The organism is Pedobacter sp. N23S346 (genome assembly GCF_048515415.1).
GTDB lineage: Bacteria > Bacteroidota > Bacteroidia > Sphingobacteriales > Sphingobacteriaceae > Pedobacter.
This window is the reverse complement of sequence record NZ_JBLYEE010000008.1, coordinates 58,205-78,732: the sequence shown is the minus strand read 5'-3', so window position 1 is coordinate 78,732 and position 20,528 is coordinate 58,205. Positions and strand designations below refer to the sequence as shown.

Genomic DNA, 20,528 nt, shown 5'->3' with positions numbered 1-20,528 from the left:
GACCATAAACCATCAACTGAATAATTAAAACTTTTTATATTCTGTTGGAACGACAAAATCATGATTTACCTCACCAATAAATTGAAGCACATCATCTTTACCATTTCCTTTTTCTGCTGAAGTAATAAAAGTAGCCGGAATCTCTTCAAAAAATTCACCCAGTTTTTTCTTAAAAGCGGCTACGTTTTTTTGAGTAGTCGTCATCCCTTGTTTATCGGCCTTAGTAAAGATTAATGAGAAAGGAATTTGTTTTTCGCCCATCCAGTAGCAGAATTCAATATCAATTTGCTGAGGTTCTAAACGACTGTCGATGAGTACAAAAACACATTGCAAACTCTCCCTTTTGGTGATGTAAGCCCGAATAAACTTTTCCCATTTTTCTCTGCTCGTTTTAGAAACCTTCGCATAACCATAACCTGGTAAATCTACAATATACCACTTTTCGTTGATGAGAAAATGATTAATTAATTGGGTTTTGCCAGGGCGTTGTGAAGTTTTCGCTAATCCGTGTTGATTAACCAACATATTAATTAAGGAAGATTTCCCCACATTAGAGCGACCTATAAATGCATATTCGGGCATTAATGGCGCCGGTAAAGCTGAAATTTGGGTGTTGCTGCAAACAAATGTTGCCGTTTTGATAACCATAGGTGCAAAGGTAAGAATTAGTTTTGAGTTCGGAGTTGAGTGTTTGGAGTAGAAAACCTATAGTCGTCAGTAATTAGTTTTGAGTTTAGAGGTTGGATTTGAGAACCTGGACCAGTCAGCGAATAATATCTTTTGAAAGGATCGCTAAACTGGAAACTTTGAACTGTAAATGTTTTCCTTATCTCGCAAAAATGTAAACTTTAGATTTTTATGAAGTTTTTTTACTTTAGACTCTATACTTTGCATGATAGACTTTGGACTCCGGACTAAAGACTCCCGACTTTTCCATATCTTTGCCCCACATCATGAATCAGAATATTACTCCATATCAAGTAGAAGATGCAACTAAAAAAGAGCAGGTTGCAACCATGTTTAATAACATTTCGGGCACTTACGATTTTTTAAATCATTTTCTCTCTTTAGGCATTGATGTGCTTTGGCGCAAAATGGCGATTAAAGAGTTGGTTTCTATTCAGCCGAGAAATATGCTGGATGTAGCCACGGGAACAGGAGATTTCGCCTTCGAAGCAATTAAAAAACTTCACCCTGAAAAAGTAATCGGCGTAGATATCTCTGAAGGAATGTTGGATGTAGCTAAGAAAAAAATAAGCGAGCGCAGTTTAAATGAAGTATTTACGGTGCATTTAGGCGATTCTGAAGGGTTGCATTTTGAAGAGCATACTTTCGATGCCATCACTTGTGCATATGGTGTTCGTAACTTTGAAAACCTAGAAAAGGGATTAACAGATATGTATCGGGTCTTAAAACCTAATGGTAAAATGGTGATTCTTGAATTTTCAAAACCACGAGTTTTTCCTGTAAAGCAACTGTATAATTTCTATTTTTCGAAGGTTACGCCATTCTTTGGAAAGCTATTTTCTAAAGATGCCAGAGCTTATACTTATCTGCCAGAATCGGTTGCAGCCTTTCCAGATGGAAAAGATTTTACTACCTTGATGGAAAAAGTTGGTTTTAAAAGTACCAAGCAAAGAATTTTAACGTTTGGAATAAGTTCAATTTACGTCGGAACTAAATGATAAAAAAATTAAGCCTCATTCTCTCCTTATTTATCGTATCAAGTACGGCATTCGCTCAAAATTGGGGCGGAGGTATTGACGATGAAGACTGGAGTTTTGGGTTTAACTTTCAATACATTTCTGCAGAATATAAGATTCTCAAAAAACAAAACTGGCAAAGTCCTTTTTATGAATTACCAAATTCATTTGGTGTTTCCTATGATCCTAGCTCTGGTACGCAAGTTACAGGCGCAATTAATTCGATTTCCAGTAAGCCATCTCAAGGCTTCGGACTGGGCTTTGTGATGAACAGGCGGATCTCTGAAAATTTTGATCTTCGGGCAACCCCATCTTTGATTTTCAGCGATCGAATTGTGAGTTATGAATATGAACTGGTGCCTTCTATTGATTTGGGAAACGGACAAATGAAAAACTTTCAAACCCTTGTTGATAAGAAAGTGCAGGCCACGATGTTTGAATTTCCACTGGGAATAAAAGTAAAATCTAATCGCTTAAATAATTTCCGGGCTTATTGGTTAGGCGGGGCGAAATACTCCATTGATATTGCATCAAAGAAGAAAACCTTCGATGAAGGTGAGGCCGCTATTAATAAACTGTTAAAAAATCAGCGCAATTACCTTTCTTATGAAACCGGAATTGGGTTCGATCTGTATTTCGAATATTTTAAAATGTCGCCAGAAATCAAGTTGTCGTATTCTATGAATGATATCCTTCAACATGATGATACTGCCTTTGCAAATCCAATAGATAAGTTGAAATTACGTCAATTAACGTTCAGTTTAATTTTTCAATAGCCGCACCATTCAAAAAAACTTACCTTTGCCTGCGGAGGTAAATCATCGGCCTTAATTTTAAGTTCAAGGGTTTATCAAGACTTAAAAAATTACATACATGTCTAAAATTGTTTTAATTACAGGCGCAACATCTGGCATTGGCGAGGCTTGCGCACGTACATTCGCTCAACAAGGTTATCAGTTAATTTTACTGGCACGTCGCGAAGATCGCCTGGCGAAAGTTGCACAACAACTTAACAATCAATACGGAGTAGAAATTAAGCAGGTTTTGGCTGATGTTCGAATTAAAGAAAGTTTATCAGCTGCGCTGGAAGAATTACCTGCCGATTGGAAAAAAGTAGACATTCTGGTTAACAATGCTGGTTTAAGCCAAGGTTTAGATCCGATTGATCAGGGCAATACCGATGATTGGGATACCATGATTGATACCAACGTAAAAGGCTTGTTGTACGTAACTAAAATTGTATCGAACTGGATGATTCCACAGCAATCCGGCCATATTGTTAATATTGGTTCTATAGCCGGGAAAGAAGTTTATCCAAATGGAAATGTGTATTGTGCCACTAAACACGCGGTTGATGCTTTAAGTAAAGCGATGAGAATAGACCTTCTGCCACACGGTATTAAGGTAACCGAAATTAACCCGGGAATGGTAGAAACTGAGTTTTCAGTGGTTCGTTTCAAAGGAGATGAAGAACGCGCTAAGAAAGTGTACGAGAACTTGGAACCACTTATTGCTGATGACATTGCAGATGCCATTTCATATGTAGTGAGTCGCCCAAAACACGTAAACATTAATGATATGTTAATTATGCCAACAATTCAGGCGACAGCAACGATTGTAAATAGGAAGTAGTTGTTTGGTTTTTTGGTTAATAGTTGTTTGGTTTGCTGGTTAATAGCTGTTTAGTATAAATGGGCAAATACCTAATCACCTAAAAAATTAAAAAACCAAACACCCAATCAACGAAACACTCAAAACTAAAAACCCAAACACCCAAAAACTAAAAACCAATGATACAAATAGATCAGGAAATAAAAAAAGCCATGTTGGCTAAAGACAGCGCACAGTTGCGAGGTTTAAGAGCCATTAAGGCGGCTATCCTTTTAGCTAAAACAGAAAAAGGATCAACAGAAGAAATTACAGAAGAAACAGAGTTGAAGATTCTTCAGAAACTGATTAAACAACGTCGTGAATCGGCTGATATCTACAAATCACAAAACCGTGAGGATTTATATCAGGTTGAAGAAGAAGAAATTAAAGTAATAAATCAGTTTTTGCCTCAACAGTTGGATCGGGCTGAAGTAGCCACAATTATTGAAGACGTAATAAAACAATCTGGCGCAACATCGGTTAAAGATATGGGGAAGGTAATGGGATTGGCAAATAAAGCACTTGCTGGTAAAGCCGATGGAAAATTAATTGCAGAAATTGTTAAAGAGAAGCTTGGTTAGTTTGGAGTAGTGAGTTCGGAGTCGTGAGTCTAAAGTCTTCAGTCCAGAGTTAAGCATCTTGATACTTGATACTCACATCTTGATACTACTATAAAACAAGCACCCAACACTCTAAACAGTGTTTTTGTACCGTTTTGCGTTTTATTTCAGAAAAATGGCATAGAAATGCGAAAATTTAATTTTACTCTACTAACTTAGTGCACAATACCACAATAATACATATGACATACCAGGTAATAGAAGAAGAAGGATTTAAGTACATTGAAGCTGGAAAAGGCGAAACACTGGTATTGCTACATGGCTTAATGGGAGAATTGAGCAACTGGGAGCAGGTTATTGAGCGTTTTAAAGACCGTTACCATGTGGTTATTCCAATTCTTCCGATTTACGATTTACCCATTTTAACGTTAGGTGTTAAAGCCTTATCAAGATACCTACACCGCTTTTTAAAATTTAAATCACTTAATCAAGTGGTATTGATTGGTAATTCATTAGGTGGACATGTGGGTTTAGTATTCACCACAGCGCACCAGGAATTTGTTAAAGCATTGGTGTTAACCGGAAGTTCCGGCCTTTATGAAAATGCTTTCGGTGGATCGTTTCCACGTCGCGAAAGTTATGATTATATAAAAGAGAAAGTAGAATTTACTTTTTATGATCCCGCAACGGCAACTAAAGAGCTTGTTGATGATGTTTTTAAAACCGTTAATGACAGGTCTCGCGTAATCAGAATCTTAACCATGGCTAAATCAGCAATTCGCCATAATATGGGGAAAGAATTGTCGAAAATTACCATCCCGGTTTCCTTAATCTGGGGTAAAAATGATAAAGTTACACCGCCGGAAGTGGCACAGGAATTTCATGAATTATTGCCTAACTCTGAGCTGAATTGGGTTGATCAATGTGGGCATGCGCCGATGATGGAACAACCGGAAATATTTAACAATTACCTGGAAAAATTTCTAGATAGAATATTACTTAAATAATGTTTGCAGAAGAAATCATATCGAACGAAATTCCAACACTGAAAGCTGATGATTCAGTGCAGAAGGCTTTGGATCGCCTGAGCGATTTTAAACTGAAGCATTTGCCAATCGTAAATGAAGGTGTTTTCGTTGGCTTGGTTTCTGAAGATGATTTACTCAACGTTCATGACCATGATACGCTTTTGAGTGATACATCTGTTCACTTAATCAGCGTTTTCGTTCCAAATGATGCACACACTTATGATGTGATCAGACTGTTAAGTCAGTTACAACTTACTGCTGTTCCAGTTGTCGATCAGCAAAAAAACTATCTCGGTTTAATCTCAATTAATGATATGGTTGATGCCGTGGCAGAACAATATGCGGTAAATGAACCGGGGGGAATTATCGTTCTTGAAATTGGTAACCGCGATAATTCTTTGGCACATATTGCACAAATTGTAGAAGCAGATAATACTCAGATTTTATCTTCTTATGTTAATTCTTTCGAGGATTCTACCCGTTTGGAAGTTACTTTGAAAGTGAATAAAACGGAAATCACCTCTTTGGTCGCTTCATTCGAACGCTACGATTATCAGGTGAAAGAAGTATATAACAATACGCAGGTTGATGATGGATCGCAGGAACGATACGATTCTTTCATGAACTATTTAAATGTTTAAAACCGATTATGAGGATAGCAATTTACGGGAGAGACTTCAATGATACCGTTTTACCATATGTTCAGGAAGTTTTTAACCATTTAGCCAGCCACAATGTACAGCCGGTTTTATACTCAAAATTCAAAACATCGCTTCATGGTAAAATAAACTTACCAAAAAATACGGTCATTTTTCACAATCATATTGAGCTTAAAGAACGGGCTGATGTTTTAATCAGTTTAGGTGGCGATGGAACACTTTTAGATACCGTTTCCCTCATTAGAAATTCGGGCATTCCGGTGATTGGAATAAATTTCGGTCGACTGGGATTTCTGGCCAGTATCAATAAAAATGAAATTGAATCGGCGCTTATGGCGGTGATTAATGGAGAATATAGTTTAGATTGTCGGTCGCTTTTGGTTTTAGAATCTGATAATAAATTATTTGGTGAGGAAAACTTTGCCCTTAACGATATTACCATTCATCGTAGAGATAACTCTGCCATGATGATTATCCATGCGAAGATGAACGATGAATATATCAATTCCTATTGGGCTGATGGATTAATCATTGCAACGCCAACAGGCTCTACAGCGTACTCCCTAAGTTGCGGTGGTCCGATTATCTATCCAGATTCAAGAAATTTTGTAGTCACACCGATTGCACCACATAACCTCAATGTAAGACCTGTGGTATTGCCAGATGATCGTAAACTGTCTTTTGAAGTAGAAGCGAGGGAATCTAAGTTTTTGGTTTCTTGCGACAGTAGAACAGTTACCGTAGAAAGATCAGTAAAGATTACCATAAAAAAAGCCGACTTTTGCTTAAATCTTATTCGTTTAAATAATGAAACTTATTTAAACACGTTAAGAAATAAATTATTATGGGGAATAGATACCCGTAACTACTAAGTATGACGCCAAACAAACTTCTTTTAATTTTCTTTTTACTCACTTTCGGTTCACAACTATCACGTGCTCAGGAAGACGGGAATTGGGAATTGGGCCTGATGGCCGGAGGAGCAGGGTACATGGGTGATTTAAATCAGAACAATCCATTGAAAATTAGCGGATTATCTGCTGGTATTTTCGGAAAGAAAAACTTCAATCAATATTTAGGGGTTCGATTAAACTATACTTATGGGCGAATAGAGGCTAAAGATGCTGAGTCAAGCAATGCACAGTTCAGGGATAGAAATTTACGTTTCAAAACCAGTTTAAGTGAATTAAGTGCAATAGTTGATTTTAACTTATTTAATTTTAAACTCGGTGGAGGCACCAGGCAGTTTAGTCCGTATATATTTGCCGGAGTTGGAGGCGTGTTTTTTAAACCTACCATTAAATATGATGGTGAAAAATACCGTTTAGATCGAATGGCTACAGAAGGGCAGGAGAATGCCTATAATAATGCGGTGTTAACTATTCCCTATGGTGTGGGCTTAAGGTACAATTACAAAGATACCTGGAGTATTTTTTCAGAAATCGGGTACAGAACACCAATGACAGATTATATTGATGATGTTAGCGGACGTTATCCCCTAGATCCAAATAAACAGGTTTATGTGGGTAATCCTCCTTTAAACCTAACAAATCCAGCAGATCCGGCCAATCCAAATTACCTTAATATTGGTACTCCGGGTACTCAAAGGGGAGATTTTAGAAAAAGGGACACTTATCTATTTGTTAGTGTTGGCATATCTTTTACCTTTGTATCCTCAAAATGCTACTCGTTTTAAGCTGATTTTGACATAATTAATGGGATTTAAAGAACAAATAGACTATAGCCGCCTGCCAAAGCACATTGCCGTAATCATGGATGGGAATGGAAGATGGGCAAAAGGCCAGGGTAAAGTACGCGTTTTCGGTCACGAACAAGGTGTACTTTCTGTAAAAGACATTGTAGAAGGTTGTGTAGAAGTGGGTATTGAATACTTAACACTTTACGCTTTTTCTACCGAAAACTGGAACAGGCCCAAAGAAGAGGTAGATGCATTGATGCAAATCCTCATTTCTACCATCAACAACGAAACCGAAACGCTTAATAAAAATAATATTAAGCTAAACGCCATCGGTAATATTTCGTCTTTGCCTCAGCAATGTATTAATGATTTGCACGAAGCCATGGCAAAAACGGCACATAATGAAAAGTGTACCCTTACCCTTGCATTAAGTTATAGTGCTAAATGGGAAATTTTAGATGCGGCTAAACAGATTGCTGCTGCTGTGAAAGATAATACCATCTCTATTGATGAGATTGATGAAAATTTGTTCTCATCTAAGTTAACTACGGTAAATATGCCAGATCCGGAACTAATGATCAGGACTAGTGGAGAACACCGGATTAGCAATTATTTGCTTTGGCAGATGGCTTATACCGAGTTTTATTTTACTGATGTGCTTTGGCCTGATTTCAGACGCGAAGATCTTTTTGAGGCGATAGTCGACTACCAAAAACGCGAACGCCGTTTCGGAAAAATTAGTGAACAATTAAACTAATTTTTCTTTTAACACTTTTTAACAAGCGTTTAAACTAACTTAGCGCCACTTTATACGATAAATGTAACCATCAAAGGGGGAAATTTAATAAAGCATTTTGCTCTATAAAACTCGTACCTTCGCGGCCATTACTGAACAAATTATTTTAATGAAAAAAATATTTCAAGTTTTAATCCTATTAGTTTTAGCCGCTCCGGCCTTTGCTCAAATACGTCCACAAGGTCAGGCACCGGTAACTCCTTCCTTAAAAGTTGGGGGCTTAGACCTGGATTATTTCAGTCCAAAAGAATATATTATCGGCGGTACTAAAGTAACCGGAACACAATACCTGGATAAAGATGTACTTATTACCTTATCCAAGCTAACTAAAGGAGATAAGGTTGTTCTTCCAGGTGAAGCTACATCCGATGCGATAAAAACCCTTTGGGCGCAGGGATTGTTTGATGATGTTCAAATTAATATAGAAAAGTTTATTCAGGATTCTGTTTATTTTGAAATTGAAGTGGTGGAGCGTCCTCGCTTAAGTTCTATTGATTTAAAAGGAATCAGTAAATCTCAAAGAACAGCTATTCAGGAGAAATTAAATGATAAAACCGGTAAAATTGTAAATGATAATTTATACAACACCACTTCTGCAATTGTAAAGAAGTATATGTTAGATAAAGGTTATTTCTTTACTAAAATAGCTTACAGTACACGTAAAGATCCTAACGCAGAAAATAGTGTTGTTTTAGAAGCCAATATTGATAAGGGAAGCCGTGTTAAAGTGCAGCGCATTAATATCACCGGAAACAAAGACTTTAAAGCCGCTAAACTTAGAAAGTTTTTGAAAAGCCCTAAGCAGTTTGCATGGTGGCGTTTCTGGGGTTCTGGAAAATTCTCAAAAGAGAAATATGAAGAGAACAAAGTGAAGATGATTGCCAAGTTGCAGGAAAAAGGTTACCGCGATGCAACGCTTTTAAAGGATAGCATTTATCAACACAACAAAAAGAAAGTAAATATCAATATGGATATTTACGAAGGAAAAAAATATTACTTCGGAAAAATCAGCTGGGCAGGTAATGCCATTTATCCCGACAGTATTTTAAGTAAAGTCTTAACGATTGAAAAAGGTGATGTTTTCAGTGAAGAAAGATTAAACAAAAAATTAAACGGTGGTGGTGAGAATGGTGGAGACATCAATAGTATGTATACTGATAATGGTTACCTGACTTTCAATATCGATCCTGTTCAAACCAAAATTTATGGCGATACAGTTGATGTTGAAATGCGCATGTATGAAGGCCCACAATATGTAAATAACAGAATTACTTTAAAGGGTAATACCATTACCAATGATAAAGTTGTTTTAAGAGAGATTCGTACCAAGCCAGGTCAAAAATTTAATAAAAGTGATTTAATTCGTACCATTCGTGAGATTGGGCAATTAGGTAACTTTGATGAATCTAAAACCGTTCCTACACCTCGCCCTAATCCGGCAGATGGAACAGTAGATATTGAATATGCAGTGGAAGAAAAACCTTCAGATCAGATTGAGTTATCAGGTGGTTTTGGTGGTGGCCGTATCATTGGTACATTAGGTTTGACCTTCAATAACTTCTCCTTACGTAATCTATTTAACCTTAAAGCCTACAAACCACTTCCAAAAGGAGATGGACAGAAATTAAGTTTGCGTGGACAAACGAATGGTAAGTTTTATCAATCGTATAGTTTCTCTTTCTCACAGCCTTGGTTTGGTGGAGAGAAACCGGTAAGCTTTGGTGTGAGTGCATTTACTTCATTGCAGTCAAACGGTTTAAATTCTGATGATGGAAGACTTCAAAAAATTCGTCTGAATGGTGTTACTGTTAGTTTAGGTAGAAGATTGAACTGGCCGGATAATTACTTCCAGTTGAGTCATGCAGTAAGTATTCAGCAATATATTTTGAATAACTATGACGGATATTTATTCAGAAACGGAACATCTTATAATATTAACTTGTCTCAGGAAATTAGTCGTGATTCAAGAGATTCGCCAATTTTCCCGAAATCAGGTTCATTTATTCGTTTTACGATTCAGGCAACACCTCCGTATTCATTGTTTAACAAAACGAATTATGCTACTGCTTCTGATCGGGATAAATATCGTTTTACAGAGTACCACAAATGGAAATTTGATTCACAATGGTATCAGCGTGTTGCCGGAAACTTAGTGGTTAAAGCACAGGCACAGTTTGGTTTCTTAGGCCAGTACAATAAAGCGGTAGGTCAATCAGCATTTGAACGTTTTAAATTAGGTGGTGATGGTATGCAAGGATTTGACTTCTTACAAGGTTCTGAACTGATTGCGATGCGTGGTTATGCAAACAATGCAGTTATACCAAATGGAGCAGATCCGCGTATTGCGCAACAATCTGGTAGCCCTATCTACACCAAGTATGTATTAGAGCTTCGTTACCCTGTGATCTCAAGTCAGCAAGCAACTGCTTTCGTTCTGGCCTTCGCAGAGGGCGGTAACACCTGGAATAAATTTGGCGACTTTAATCCGTTTAACGTAAGAAGATCAGCAGGTATTGGTGCACGGATTTTCTTACCAATATTTGGTTTGCTAGGAATTGATTACGGACATGGATTTGATACCATACCGGGTATCAGTGATGGTGGTAAACAAAACTTTACTTTCAGTATTGCCCAACAACTTGGAGGGTTCTAAAATATAAAGCTTTATTTTAAAAGGGATGTTCCAACCGAACATCCCTTTTTTTGTGGGTTAATTTTAAGATGGGTTTAATTAAGAGATCAGAAAGTTGTAAAGTGAATCAATTAGCATCATCTTCTCAATTGTTAAAAAAAGTTAAATGATGAAGTTTGCTTGGGCTTTAGTTAATTGATAGTATCTTTGTGTAAATTATGTTTAGTATGTTAAAGGAAGCTAGATAGAGTTTAAAATAGTGTTAGGTTATTTAAAACGAGTCATTAATACACACACAAATGGAACCATCATGATGGTGCAGGCCTTTTACATAAGCTTGGAATTATGATAGTTTCATCAACATTAAAACCAAAATTTAATAGATGAAAAAGTATCTTTTAATCGCATTTCTAATTTGCACGTCTTTTGGCGCATTTGCGCAAAAGTTTGCTTACGTAGATACAGAGTACATTTTAAAGCAAATGCCAGAGTATAAATCTGCATTGAGCCAATTGGAGGTTGCATCAAAACAGTGGCAACAACAGGTTGATCAGAATTTTTCTGAGATAGACAGAATGTACAAAGCTTACCAGGCAGATCAGGTTTTGCTTACAGATGATATGCGTAAGCGTAGAGAAAACGAAATTATAGAAAAAGAAAAACAAGCTAAAGAATTTCAACGTCAGAAATTTGGCCCGGATGGCGATCTTTTCCAAAGCAGAACGAAATTAATCAAACCCATTCAGGAAAAAGTTGCAGATGCAATAAAACAAATTGCAAAAGCAAAATATCTTGACTTCATTTTTGATAAAAGCAGTGAAGCCACAATGATGATTTATGCAAGCAGCAGTTACGATCTTAGTAATGATGTTGTTGTAAAATTAGGTTACAAACCAGGAACTGCAAATAATTAGTATATTCGCCCGTTGATATTTTGAAAAAACAATTAGAAAAAATAAAAAAAGTAAAATAGAAAGATGAGAAAGTTAATTAACGTATTCTTTGTAGCAGCAGGATTAGTGTTTACAGCGAATATGGCAAGTGCGCAACAAAAATTGGGTCACATTAATTCTGAAGAAGTTTTCGCAAACCTTCCGGAAGCTAAGTCGGCTCAAACTACTTTAGAAACATTAGGCAAACAAAAACAAGCTGATATTGATGCAATGATCAAAGAATATCAGACTAAAATGACAAGTGCTCAAACTTTGGAAAAAACCCTTAGCGAGGCGAACAAAGAAACTGTAGGTAAGCAATTACAGACAATGGGACAAGAATTACAGGATTTAGAAAAACGTATCAATGATGCCCGTACAAAAGCTTCACAAGATATTGGTGCTAAACAAGGTGAATTGTTTCAGCCAATCCAAGCTAAAGTTGCAACAGCAATTTCAGCTGTAGCTAAAGAAAAAGGTTTAGCTTACGTTTTCGATATCGCAAACGGTCAGGGTGGTAATAACCTGGTTTTCTGGGAAGGTGGTGATGATATCACTGCTTCAGTTAAAACCAAGTTAGGTATTTCAGCATCTGCTGCAAAACCAGCTGCACCTAAGAAATAGTTTTAAGTCAGGAGTCGAAAGTCTCTTTACAAATTCAGTAATACAAGCGGAATTAAGTTAAACTTAGTTCCGCTTTTTTGTTTTGGAGAGATTTGATACTAGAATTATTTTTCGGTTAATGTCTCAACAACCGAAAACCCATGACTATAAATTCCATGGTAAAAGATTTACGAGATAAAACTTAAGCAAATTGGTGAGACACTAACTAGTAGAATATACAACATTTCAACATTCTAACGGGCTTGTAAAACTGTCTAACTTCCCAGCTTTTCAACATTTATCAATATCTTTACCGGAATGAAGGAAACATCGCCAATAGGTATTTTTGATTCAGGTTATGGTGGCCTCACCGTCTTTAGATCCATTGCTGATCAGTTACCTGAATATGACTATATTTATCTTGGTGACAATGCCCGTTCTCCTTATGGTGACCATTCCTTTGAAACCATTTATAAGTATACTCTAGAATGTGTAGAATGGCTGTTTGCTAAGGGGTGCAAGTTGGTTATCCTGGCTTGCAATACCGCATCTGCAAAAGCACTCAGAACGATACAACAGAAAGATTTACCTGCTAAATATCCTGATCGAAGGGTGCTTGGTGTAATCCGTCCTACGGCAGAGGTAATTGGCAATTTTACCCAATCCAACCAGGTTGGTGTGATGGGAACAAGAGGTACCGTCAATTCTGAATCTTATCTTTTAGAAATTAATAAGTTTTTTCCTGATATAAAAGTATTGCAACAAAGTTGCCCGATGTGGGTTCCATTGATTGAAAATAATGAGCACCTGCAGCCCGGAGCTGATTTTTTTATCGATGAATACTGCAGCCTGTTGATGGCTCAATCTGGAGATATTGATTGTGTTTTATTGGCTTGTACGCATTATCCTTTATTACTTCCTAAATTAAGGGCTGTGTTTCCAGATTATATCAACATTTTAACGCAGGGAGAAATAGTTGCCAATGGTTTAGTTGATTACCTGAAGAGACATCCTGAGATTGAAAATAAAATAGGTAGAAAAAAGGATAAATTGTTTTATACCAGCGGCGATCCAGCTGCTTTCAATGAACATGCCTCAATTTTCTTTGGCGAGGACGTGGAATCCAATAGTATGTAAAAAGTTATTATGCAAGCATAAGACATGCCTTTAAATGCCTTTAACATGCCTTAGGTATGGGCTTTGTATGGGATAGGAGTGGGGCAGACTGCGAAGCTCTAATTTATTATGAATTTATTGAGGTAATTTCTCTACCCTTATTAAAATTGAAGGGGCCGTTAGTGCACCTAAAAATGAAACTACCGCATCTTTTTCGGCATTGCTCAGCATTAAGCCTTTTAATAATTTATCATTTTTGGGTAGCAGTGGGTCATTCACCTGTTCTGGCTTAACACGTTGTATCGGCATCCCTATATTATACATATTCATTACACCATCGATATTCGGGAACAAGCCATTGTGAAACCATGGTGCAGTTTTCATAACATTTCTTAAACCCGGTGTTTTAAATTTGCCAACATCTTCTGGTTTCTTAGTTACGTTATATAAACCTAAATCTTCATACTTACGTCCATAATAGGTTAATCCGTCGTTGTGAAATTCATTATCAGTAAACAAGGGTCCGTTATGGCAATTTATGCAGCGGGCCTTGGTACGGAATAAATGTAAGCCCATTAATTGTTGATCAGTCAGGGCTTTTTTATCATTAGCAAGAAATCGATCAAAGGGTGTTCTTCTGCTTACAATGCTGCGCTGAAAAGTGGCCAGGCTTTCAAAAATTCTTTTGTTGTTCACTTCTTTTGATCCGAAGGCATCTTTAAATAAAGGCTGATAACCTTTTATTTTGGTCAGTTTTTTTGCCAAAGCCTTTATGTCCTGATGCATTTCATTGTGCGCTGCAACAGGGCTACCTGCTTGTTCTTCTAAACTATTTGCCCTGCCATCCCAGAAAAGACGTTTGTAAAACCACACATTTTCTAATGATGGGGCATTTCTGAAGTTATTTAAATGATCGTGACCCACAGAAACCTGACGGCCATCTGCCCAGTGTAAATCTGGTGCGTGGCAGCTTGAACATGAAATCTGGTTCGAACCCGATAAGCGAGGGTCGAAAAATAAAATTTTACCCAATTCTACTACCTTCCTAATCGAATCGTTTTTTAAATCGACAGGCGAGGGCGGGAGTTCTCCCAACTCCTGAAAAACGGCATCTTTATCAACCGTTGGTTTCGGCCATTGATCCGTAGGCTTTGAATATATTTTGCGCAGGCTATCAATACTCAGTTCGTCCTCATCGTTAAAATCGGCCGATTGAAAAGAAAATAAGATGAGTCCGGTGAGGGCTAAAGCAAGAAGGGCAAAAATTTTATTCATGGGTTAAAAATAGAGATTTAAGCTGATATTGGAAGAAAAACGGTCTTTGCCGGGTATTTTCGTCATCGTTCTCCCAAATTCTCTCAAGTCATCTCTTCTCCAATAGCTTACTCCAATTTTGATTCCTGCCTGAATTTGTTTAAACATTGGTATACTATAATCAGCTGTTAAATTACTGCCAAATTTTGAAGTAGTATTGTAGGCGTAATCGTAATAAATTACATTTCTCGTAAAGACACCTTCATTGGCAAGGAGTACACTAAAATCAGCATCTAAATATTGATTATAGAGCCCTGTAAGGTTTACGCCCCAGTTGTGATTGTTTTTATTCTGATGGTTGATCCCATAGCTAAGGGAATAATTAAGTTGGTTAAAGCGGATATCATTACCTGCAACACCATCTATTTTGCGTTCTTCGTATTTTTTTAAGCCTAGCCCAAAATTATGTGTAAATTGTTTACTCGTCCATGTGTAATTAGCTTTTGCTGATAGAGAATTATTTTGGAATAAATAGCTATTTGCTAAGTATTTGTTAAAGTAATTATCCCCGTCATTTGTAGCATAACTTAAATCAACAGTTAATGTATTTGTAGCTGATTTTTTTAACCAGAAGAACCGATAGCTTTCACTTACAAGATTAAATTTGATGAATTCAAGAAGTCCAACATCTGTTCTGTAGTCAAATGTTTGAATGTCTTTACTATTTTGAAAAATAAAATTAAAACATCCTAAATCCGTGTTATCGAAAGTTAAATAAGCATCCAAACCATTTCTGGTTTGGTTGTTTTGAAAAGTTCTTCTTTCATTATATTCCTCGCCTTCGCCATAACCACTTATCAGATAATTTGTGAACTCAGGTATTACTCTGCCTTGAGAAAGACTGGTGTTTTTATAACCTACATTAACTTTTTCTAGGCCGTAGCCATACCTGTATGCCACACCAAAAGCCAATTCTTTAGTTAAATTGTATCCTATTGAACCTGCAAGATTTAATTGATAATCGCTGATTTCTCCTCGGGGATCGTTGGTAGAATAATGATTGCCAATTCTGTAATCAACACCTAAACCAATTGGAAGATTGTTTTGAATAAAATTTCTGCTTGCTAAAGCTTTCAAATTATATACTGTTCTCTGATAATTTAAATTTTTTACTGAACCAAAATAGTAAGGATTAGCCAGATTATTTCTAGTTTGATGTGAAAATGATGTACTGTCTTCTACTGTTCTGTTATAAGAGAACTGGCCCCAAAGACTTATTGACTTTAATTGAGATACTCCTTCTGTACTGAAAAAAGTACTGTTTACTTTATTAGCCTCCTGTGCTCTAATCAAATGGCCTTTTTCAAAGGTTTGCCCAACAATTAAATTATTAAACTTAGCCGGCATTAATTTTTTAATGTAAAAAGGACTTGATTTTGCAAAATTGTAAGCACTAAATTGTGCTGAATCTATAGCAAAAAGCTTATTTTTAGTACCGATGTTCGAGGTATCTGCTGTTTGTGCAGATGCGTAGATTACAGTAGTTAGAACTAAAATTATGTTTAGAATGATATTCTTCATTTTATATGATCCGGTATTGTGGTAACATTATAATTATTTAAACCCTCTTGGAGAAGCAAGTGGTAAAAAATCGAAATCCTCAGAAGAGTTATTTGTATCTTTTAAAATTCTTCTTCCATTTACAATGCCTTCTGTTTTTCTAATCACAGATTGCGAAGAATAAATTCCATTTGGAACATAAGTATACAAGGCATCCAAAGGAGTAACCAGTTTTTTAGGTACTCTTGCGGTAGCTACATTGGTTTGACATTCCACACCATCAATAATATATGAAAGGGGGATTTGGGAATATTTATCCGTATTTGCAGTTGGTGTAGCAATGGTAGGGAAAGGATACCGGGGAAAATCTTTAATATCTACTGTTCCTTTATTCTTAAATATCACATAACCCATTCTACCACTCGTTTCAAGAACCAAATCGGTACCGTTATATGATAAAACATTTACATTTGGTACTAATGGATTATCAATATCTGATGCTAATGGACGAGGTAAGAACGGAGCATAATAGGCTTCGAAATCTGCACCACTTAAATCAATGGTTAATGATGGGTCTCTTACAGAAATGGTTTTACCATCTGAACCTGTAAAAGGTGATTTATGATTTATTGCTGTTTGAGCCAGAACGATACTGCTCCCTGGCTGCACTGGATATTGCCTGCCACTACCAGGAATCATGAGAACTGTTCTGGTATAAACATAGTCGTTATTAGCATCTATATTAGATGGCATTCCTTGTGATTTACTCCAGTCGTACTGGCCATTTGTCTGGCGGTATATGATGGATGAAGTCGTATTTTGAATACCTATTGCTTCTGCAATATATAAGCTATCTGCATATAAAACAGAATCAGAATTATTGTAAATTTCTATAAATTGATCTCTGAATAATGCACCAGTAGTGGCGTTTGACCCTGCAAAGTAGATTTGCTTAATTACCCAAGGACCTATTGGGCCTGATATTAACTTAAGATTTATGCTTTGATTATCTTCAATGGTAATTGTTCTAGCCTTTTCTGAAGCATTAAAAATGATACTTTTATTCACAATTTCTCCCGTCAATCTCGTATAATCTGCGGGCAAAACTTCTATAGAAGCAGATATATCGTAGCTACCTGGAGATATAGAATCTAACGAAAGTGTTCCATCAGATTTTGTATAGTAAATGTTTTCTTTATTGTTTTTGTTATTTTTAAAAGTGATTTTTACCTGTGTTTTAGATAGCAATTTTGACAGATTTTCTGAAGCATAGTTAGCAGAAACCAAAAATTTAACAGGATGTATTTCTGTTGTATCACCTTGATATTTCTTGCAAGCACTAAGCGCCAGCGTAACAAGTGTAATAGCGAATAATAATTTTTTCATATTCTATAATTTAATAGATAATTCTGCTCCAAAGGTTGGAACATTATTAGGGTATTTGTAAGTGCCTACCGATGTGGTGTAATAAGGCTGATGGCTAAATACATTGTAAACATTAAAGGCAAACTTGAAACGTTTTTTGATCTCTTTGGCAATGTTTAAGTGATAGTTTGCGATTACCCGTGGAAGATCATTTACAGATAATTCTTGTGGTGATATCAGTAAGTGGCCATAAGAAGCATTGTTGACGTCGAAATCTGTAATTGCAGTATATTGATTAAACCTGTTGTAGTAACCAATTGGAATTCTGGCATTTGGATTAGTAACATTTTTATTCAGGAGATCGAACTCTGCAATAAATGATACCACTAAACTTAATTTTGGGATATGGGTTACACTTGTAACGCGACCATTACTGAAGTAAGATTTTTTATCAATAGGTGTATAAACACCTATATAGGCATAATTTGGGTCGGTTGGTATGGTTTCAGGAACCTTACTACCTAAAGTATTTGATATTGAGCCATAAGTAGTTTTAAATAAACCACCACTGATATTAAATGATGTTTTGATTTCTTCAATTTCCGGAGTATTTAATATGACTTCAAATCCCAGGTTATCAGATGATAAATCATTCTTGAAAGTAGAGTAATTTATTGAATAAGGTTTGGTGCCGTCTTGTGTGATAGTTGGCTTGGCCCCTGCATTAATTGTAGCTTTATAGATAGGTAATTCTATGCTTTTTAGGTCTTGGACAGTGGTAATCCCATCTCTTGATTTTTTGCTGAATGCAGATATTGATAAATTGAATTTATCTATTTTGATTTGTGCTGATAGTTCCAAACTTTCGCTTCTAGAGGGTTTTAAGCCCTCATTCGTTGGTACATATCTTTCTAAATAAAGTAAATAAGCACTTTCATTTACCTTTCCGTTATAGGCATTTAGTAAGGGTATTTCGTAAAATGTTGGCCCAGGGAAACGCTGTGCCAAGCCAGGTGATTTATATGATAAGCCGTAAGCCACACCAAATCTTAAACTCTTACTTACTTCGTAATTGAGGTTTGTTCTTGGAGATAAAGAAGTATAACTGTTTTGTATATCAGAACGAATACCTGCTCTAACGTTTAATGGTTTACCGAATAATTTAGCAGTAAAAACATCTTCTATATAAAAACCTAAATCCTTTTGTGCCAATGCCAAACTAAAATCATAATAACGCTCAGAGCTTGATGAACCTAAAGAAGTATTTGCAACCCTTGTTCCTGATCTTGGTTCATTTGGATTGATGGTTTGGCCCAGGCCTTTATTTGCGCTATAAGTAAAGCTTGTACCAAAAGAAAGGTTATGGACAAGATTGCCTGTACGAAAGCCGCCTGTAAAATCAAGTAAAGCTGAAGCAGTTATCGGTCGTCCATCAATCAATGATTTCGCAGTGTAGACACCCGAATCATAAGTTCCTTCATGTATACCAGTAGTAGTTGCTGTACTGTATAATACATAAGCCTCATTAACCAATTGTTCTTCATAACTCACCTGATGGCCTTCAGCATATCTTAAATTTAAACTGATATTTTTTAAGAAACCCTTTTCTATGCGATAATTGCTTCTATTGGCCACACTAACATTCCAGCTATCAAACCTTGTTTTTGTACTTACAGGATCATCTGCATCTTGTTTTATACCATCTAAGTTTCTGCCATAATCTACACTAAAAGTGTTTTTTAGTTGCCTGGTTTTTCCATAAGTATTGGTCCACATGGCATTGGTGTTAACCCTACGATAAGCTTTTAATTTATCGCGGTTATCCTGAAAGGAATTAACATAGTTTATGCCCACATTTAAAGCACCTAGTTTCGGGCTCAATTCAAAACCTTTAGAAAAACCATAACTGGTAGCATTATCTCTTAACTGCATACGAACATAAGCTGGCGCTTTACCTGCCTGGCGTTCTATAATTACAGCACCATCTGTCAAATCTCCATACCTTGCAGGTGCAACACCTGCAATTACCTCAATGCTTTCAATGTTATCTGCAGGTATTTGTCGTAAATCGGTGCCGCCGAAAGTATAATCTCCGGAATAAGAGGTTAGGTCGTTTCCATTTAGTGATGGCCTATTTATACCACGTAAACTGGTGTAAGATCCTGATATAAATGAACTACCAACTCCACCAATTCTACCTGGATTATAACTTTGCATATTTGCATTGTTACTAATGGTATTTCCATCCATAATGATGGCCACACCAAAAGCATTATTTAATTCGAATGCGCCTTTACCAGTTGTGGTAGGTTCGTAAGCTGCCCTTAAGTTAATATTTTGTACACTTTGTAAAGAAGGTGCCGTTATTTTCCTGTTCGGAATCTGATTTAATAAATCATTTACGCTCAATGCAGGTGTCTGCTCAATCAAATCTCTGGTAATGATTAACGATGAGTTAGTAGAACCTGAATAGTTTCGCTTAGCATTAATCTCAATGTTTTCTAAACTTAAATCAAGCACCTTTAGTTGGATGTTGCCAAGGTTGGTTTCGCCAGCTTTAATTGTTATTGGCAATCTTAATTTCTGATAACCGATGTAAGAGAATTCGAGTGTTAGCAGGTTGTTGACCTCAGAACCATTGATTCTGAAAACTCCAGATCGATCAGTTATTGCATACTGATTGGTTTCAATAACCTTAATATTAACAAGCTCTAACGGCTTATTTTGAGGGTCAACTACTTTTCCAGTGACCACGTTTCGAATTTGCGCCATCCCGGCGAAACAAATCAAAACCAATAATAGTGAAATGTAAAGTTTCTTCAATTTAGACTAAATCTTAATAATTCTGCAAATGTGTACAATTTACACTAACTATCAAATTTATTTAGACTAATTATAGATAATAATACAATCAATAGAAGTTACAATTACGTCTTGATGTAATTAATCCAAATTAACCGCTTCGTGACAA

At 36.4% G+C, this 20,528-nt stretch carries 18 protein-coding genes; 13 read left to right on the top strand and 5 right to left on the bottom strand.

Going from position 1 to position 20,528, the window contains the following annotated elements; genetic code table 11:
• Positions 1-24: 24 nt before the first annotated feature.
• On the bottom strand, positions 25-648 hold the full coding sequence (gene yihA / locus ACN1CD_RS15065) for a ribosome biogenesis GTP-binding protein YihA/YsxC (protein ID WP_419131210.1): 624 nt from the start codon (positions 646-648) through the stop codon (positions 25-27).
• Positions 649-953: 305 nt separating this feature from the next.
• Here yihA and ubiE point away from each other — a divergent pair, with 305 nt between their 5' ends.
• The 13 genes from ubiE (at position 954) to murI (ending at position 13,399) form a co-directional block, all read left to right on the top strand.
• A complete protein-coding gene (ubiE, locus tag ACN1CD_RS15060; protein WP_419131209.1) occupies positions 954-1,685 on the top strand; it encodes a bifunctional demethylmenaquinone methyltransferase/2-methoxy-6-polyprenyl-1,4-benzoquinol methylase UbiE in 732 nt (243 codons plus the stop codon).
• Positions 1,682-2,479: an outer membrane beta-barrel protein gene (locus ACN1CD_RS15055; protein ID WP_419131208.1), complete on the top strand. Its 798-nt coding sequence runs from the start codon at positions 1,682-1,684 to the stop codon at positions 2,477-2,479. The genes ubiE and ACN1CD_RS15055 overlap by 4 nt, the downstream gene beginning before the upstream one ends.
• 97 nt (positions 2,480-2,576) lie before the next feature.
• Entirely contained in the window at positions 2,577-3,335 is a 759-nt protein-coding gene (locus ACN1CD_RS15050; RefSeq protein WP_419131207.1) for an SDR family oxidoreductase, read from the top strand.
• 158 nt (positions 3,336-3,493) lie between these two features.
• Positions 3,494-3,934: a GatB/YqeY domain-containing protein gene (locus ACN1CD_RS15045; RefSeq protein WP_419131206.1), complete on the top strand. Its 441-nt coding sequence runs from the start codon at positions 3,494-3,496 to the stop codon at positions 3,932-3,934.
• A gap of 221 nt (positions 3,935-4,155) precedes the next feature.
• Positions 4,156-4,920: an alpha/beta fold hydrolase gene (locus ACN1CD_RS15040; protein WP_419131205.1), complete on the top strand. Its 765-nt coding sequence runs from the start codon at positions 4,156-4,158 to the stop codon at positions 4,918-4,920.
• Positions 4,920-5,582, top strand: a complete 663-nt coding sequence (locus ACN1CD_RS15035) for a CBS domain-containing protein (protein ID WP_419131204.1) — start codon at positions 4,920-4,922, stop codon at positions 5,580-5,582. Before ACN1CD_RS15040 ends, ACN1CD_RS15035 begins: the two co-directional genes overlap by 1 nt.
• Before the next feature lie 8 nt (positions 5,583-5,590).
• The gene (locus ACN1CD_RS15030; RefSeq protein WP_419131203.1) at positions 5,591-6,472 is read left to right on the top strand and encodes an NAD kinase; all 882 of its coding nucleotides are present in this window, start codon (positions 5,591-5,593) and stop codon (positions 6,470-6,472) included.
• A gap of 2 nt (positions 6,473-6,474) precedes the next feature.
• A complete protein-coding gene (locus tag ACN1CD_RS15025) occupies positions 6,475-7,296 on the top strand; it encodes a DUF6089 family protein (protein ID WP_419131202.1) in 822 nt (273 codons plus the stop codon).
• 19 nt (positions 7,297-7,315) lie between these two features.
• Entirely contained in the window at positions 7,316-8,056 is a 741-nt protein-coding gene (locus tag ACN1CD_RS15020; RefSeq protein ID WP_419131201.1) for an isoprenyl transferase, read from the top strand.
• A 148-nt stretch (positions 8,057-8,204) separates the two neighbouring features.
• A complete protein-coding gene (gene bamA / locus ACN1CD_RS15015; RefSeq protein WP_419131200.1) occupies positions 8,205-10,748 on the top strand; it encodes an outer membrane protein assembly factor BamA in 2,544 nt (847 codons plus the stop codon).
• A gap of 362 nt (positions 10,749-11,110) precedes the next feature.
• Positions 11,111-11,641 (top strand): OmpH family outer membrane protein, encoded by a 531-nt coding sequence (locus ACN1CD_RS15010; protein WP_419131199.1) that lies wholly within the window; start codon positions 11,111-11,113, stop codon positions 11,639-11,641.
• Positions 11,642-11,704: 63 nt separating this feature from the next.
• Positions 11,705-12,283, top strand: a complete 579-nt coding sequence (locus ACN1CD_RS15005; protein WP_419131198.1) for an OmpH family outer membrane protein — start codon at positions 11,705-11,707, stop codon at positions 12,281-12,283.
• A 297-nt stretch (positions 12,284-12,580) separates the two neighbouring features.
• A complete protein-coding gene (murI, locus tag ACN1CD_RS15000) occupies positions 12,581-13,399 on the top strand; it encodes a glutamate racemase (protein WP_419131197.1) in 819 nt (272 codons plus the stop codon).
• Between the two features lie 114 nt (positions 13,400-13,513).
• Here the strand turns inward: murI and ACN1CD_RS14995 are convergent, their stop codons facing one another.
• From ACN1CD_RS14995 to ACN1CD_RS14980, 4 genes are read right to left on the bottom strand one after another with little or no spacing between them, the layout of a single operon-like run.
• Positions 13,514-14,653: a cytochrome-c peroxidase gene (locus ACN1CD_RS14995; RefSeq protein ID WP_419131196.1), complete on the bottom strand. Its 1,140-nt coding sequence runs from the start codon at positions 14,651-14,653 to the stop codon at positions 13,514-13,516.
• Between the two features lie 3 nt (positions 14,654-14,656).
• Complete coding sequence (locus ACN1CD_RS14990; RefSeq protein WP_419131195.1) at positions 14,657-16,213, bottom strand: DUF6850 family outer membrane beta-barrel protein; 1,557 nt, start codon at positions 16,211-16,213, stop codon at positions 14,657-14,659.
• Positions 16,214-16,246: 33 nt separating this feature from the next.
• The gene (locus ACN1CD_RS14985; protein WP_419131194.1) at positions 16,247-17,578 is read right to left on the bottom strand and encodes a DUF4876 domain-containing protein; all 1,332 of its coding nucleotides are present in this window, start codon (positions 17,576-17,578) and stop codon (positions 16,247-16,249) included.
• 3 nt (positions 17,579-17,581) lie between these two features.
• The gene (locus ACN1CD_RS14980; protein WP_419131193.1) at positions 17,582-20,380 is read right to left on the bottom strand and encodes a TonB-dependent receptor domain-containing protein; all 2,799 of its coding nucleotides are present in this window, start codon (positions 20,378-20,380) and stop codon (positions 17,582-17,584) included.
• Positions 20,381-20,528: the final 148 nt, after the last annotated feature.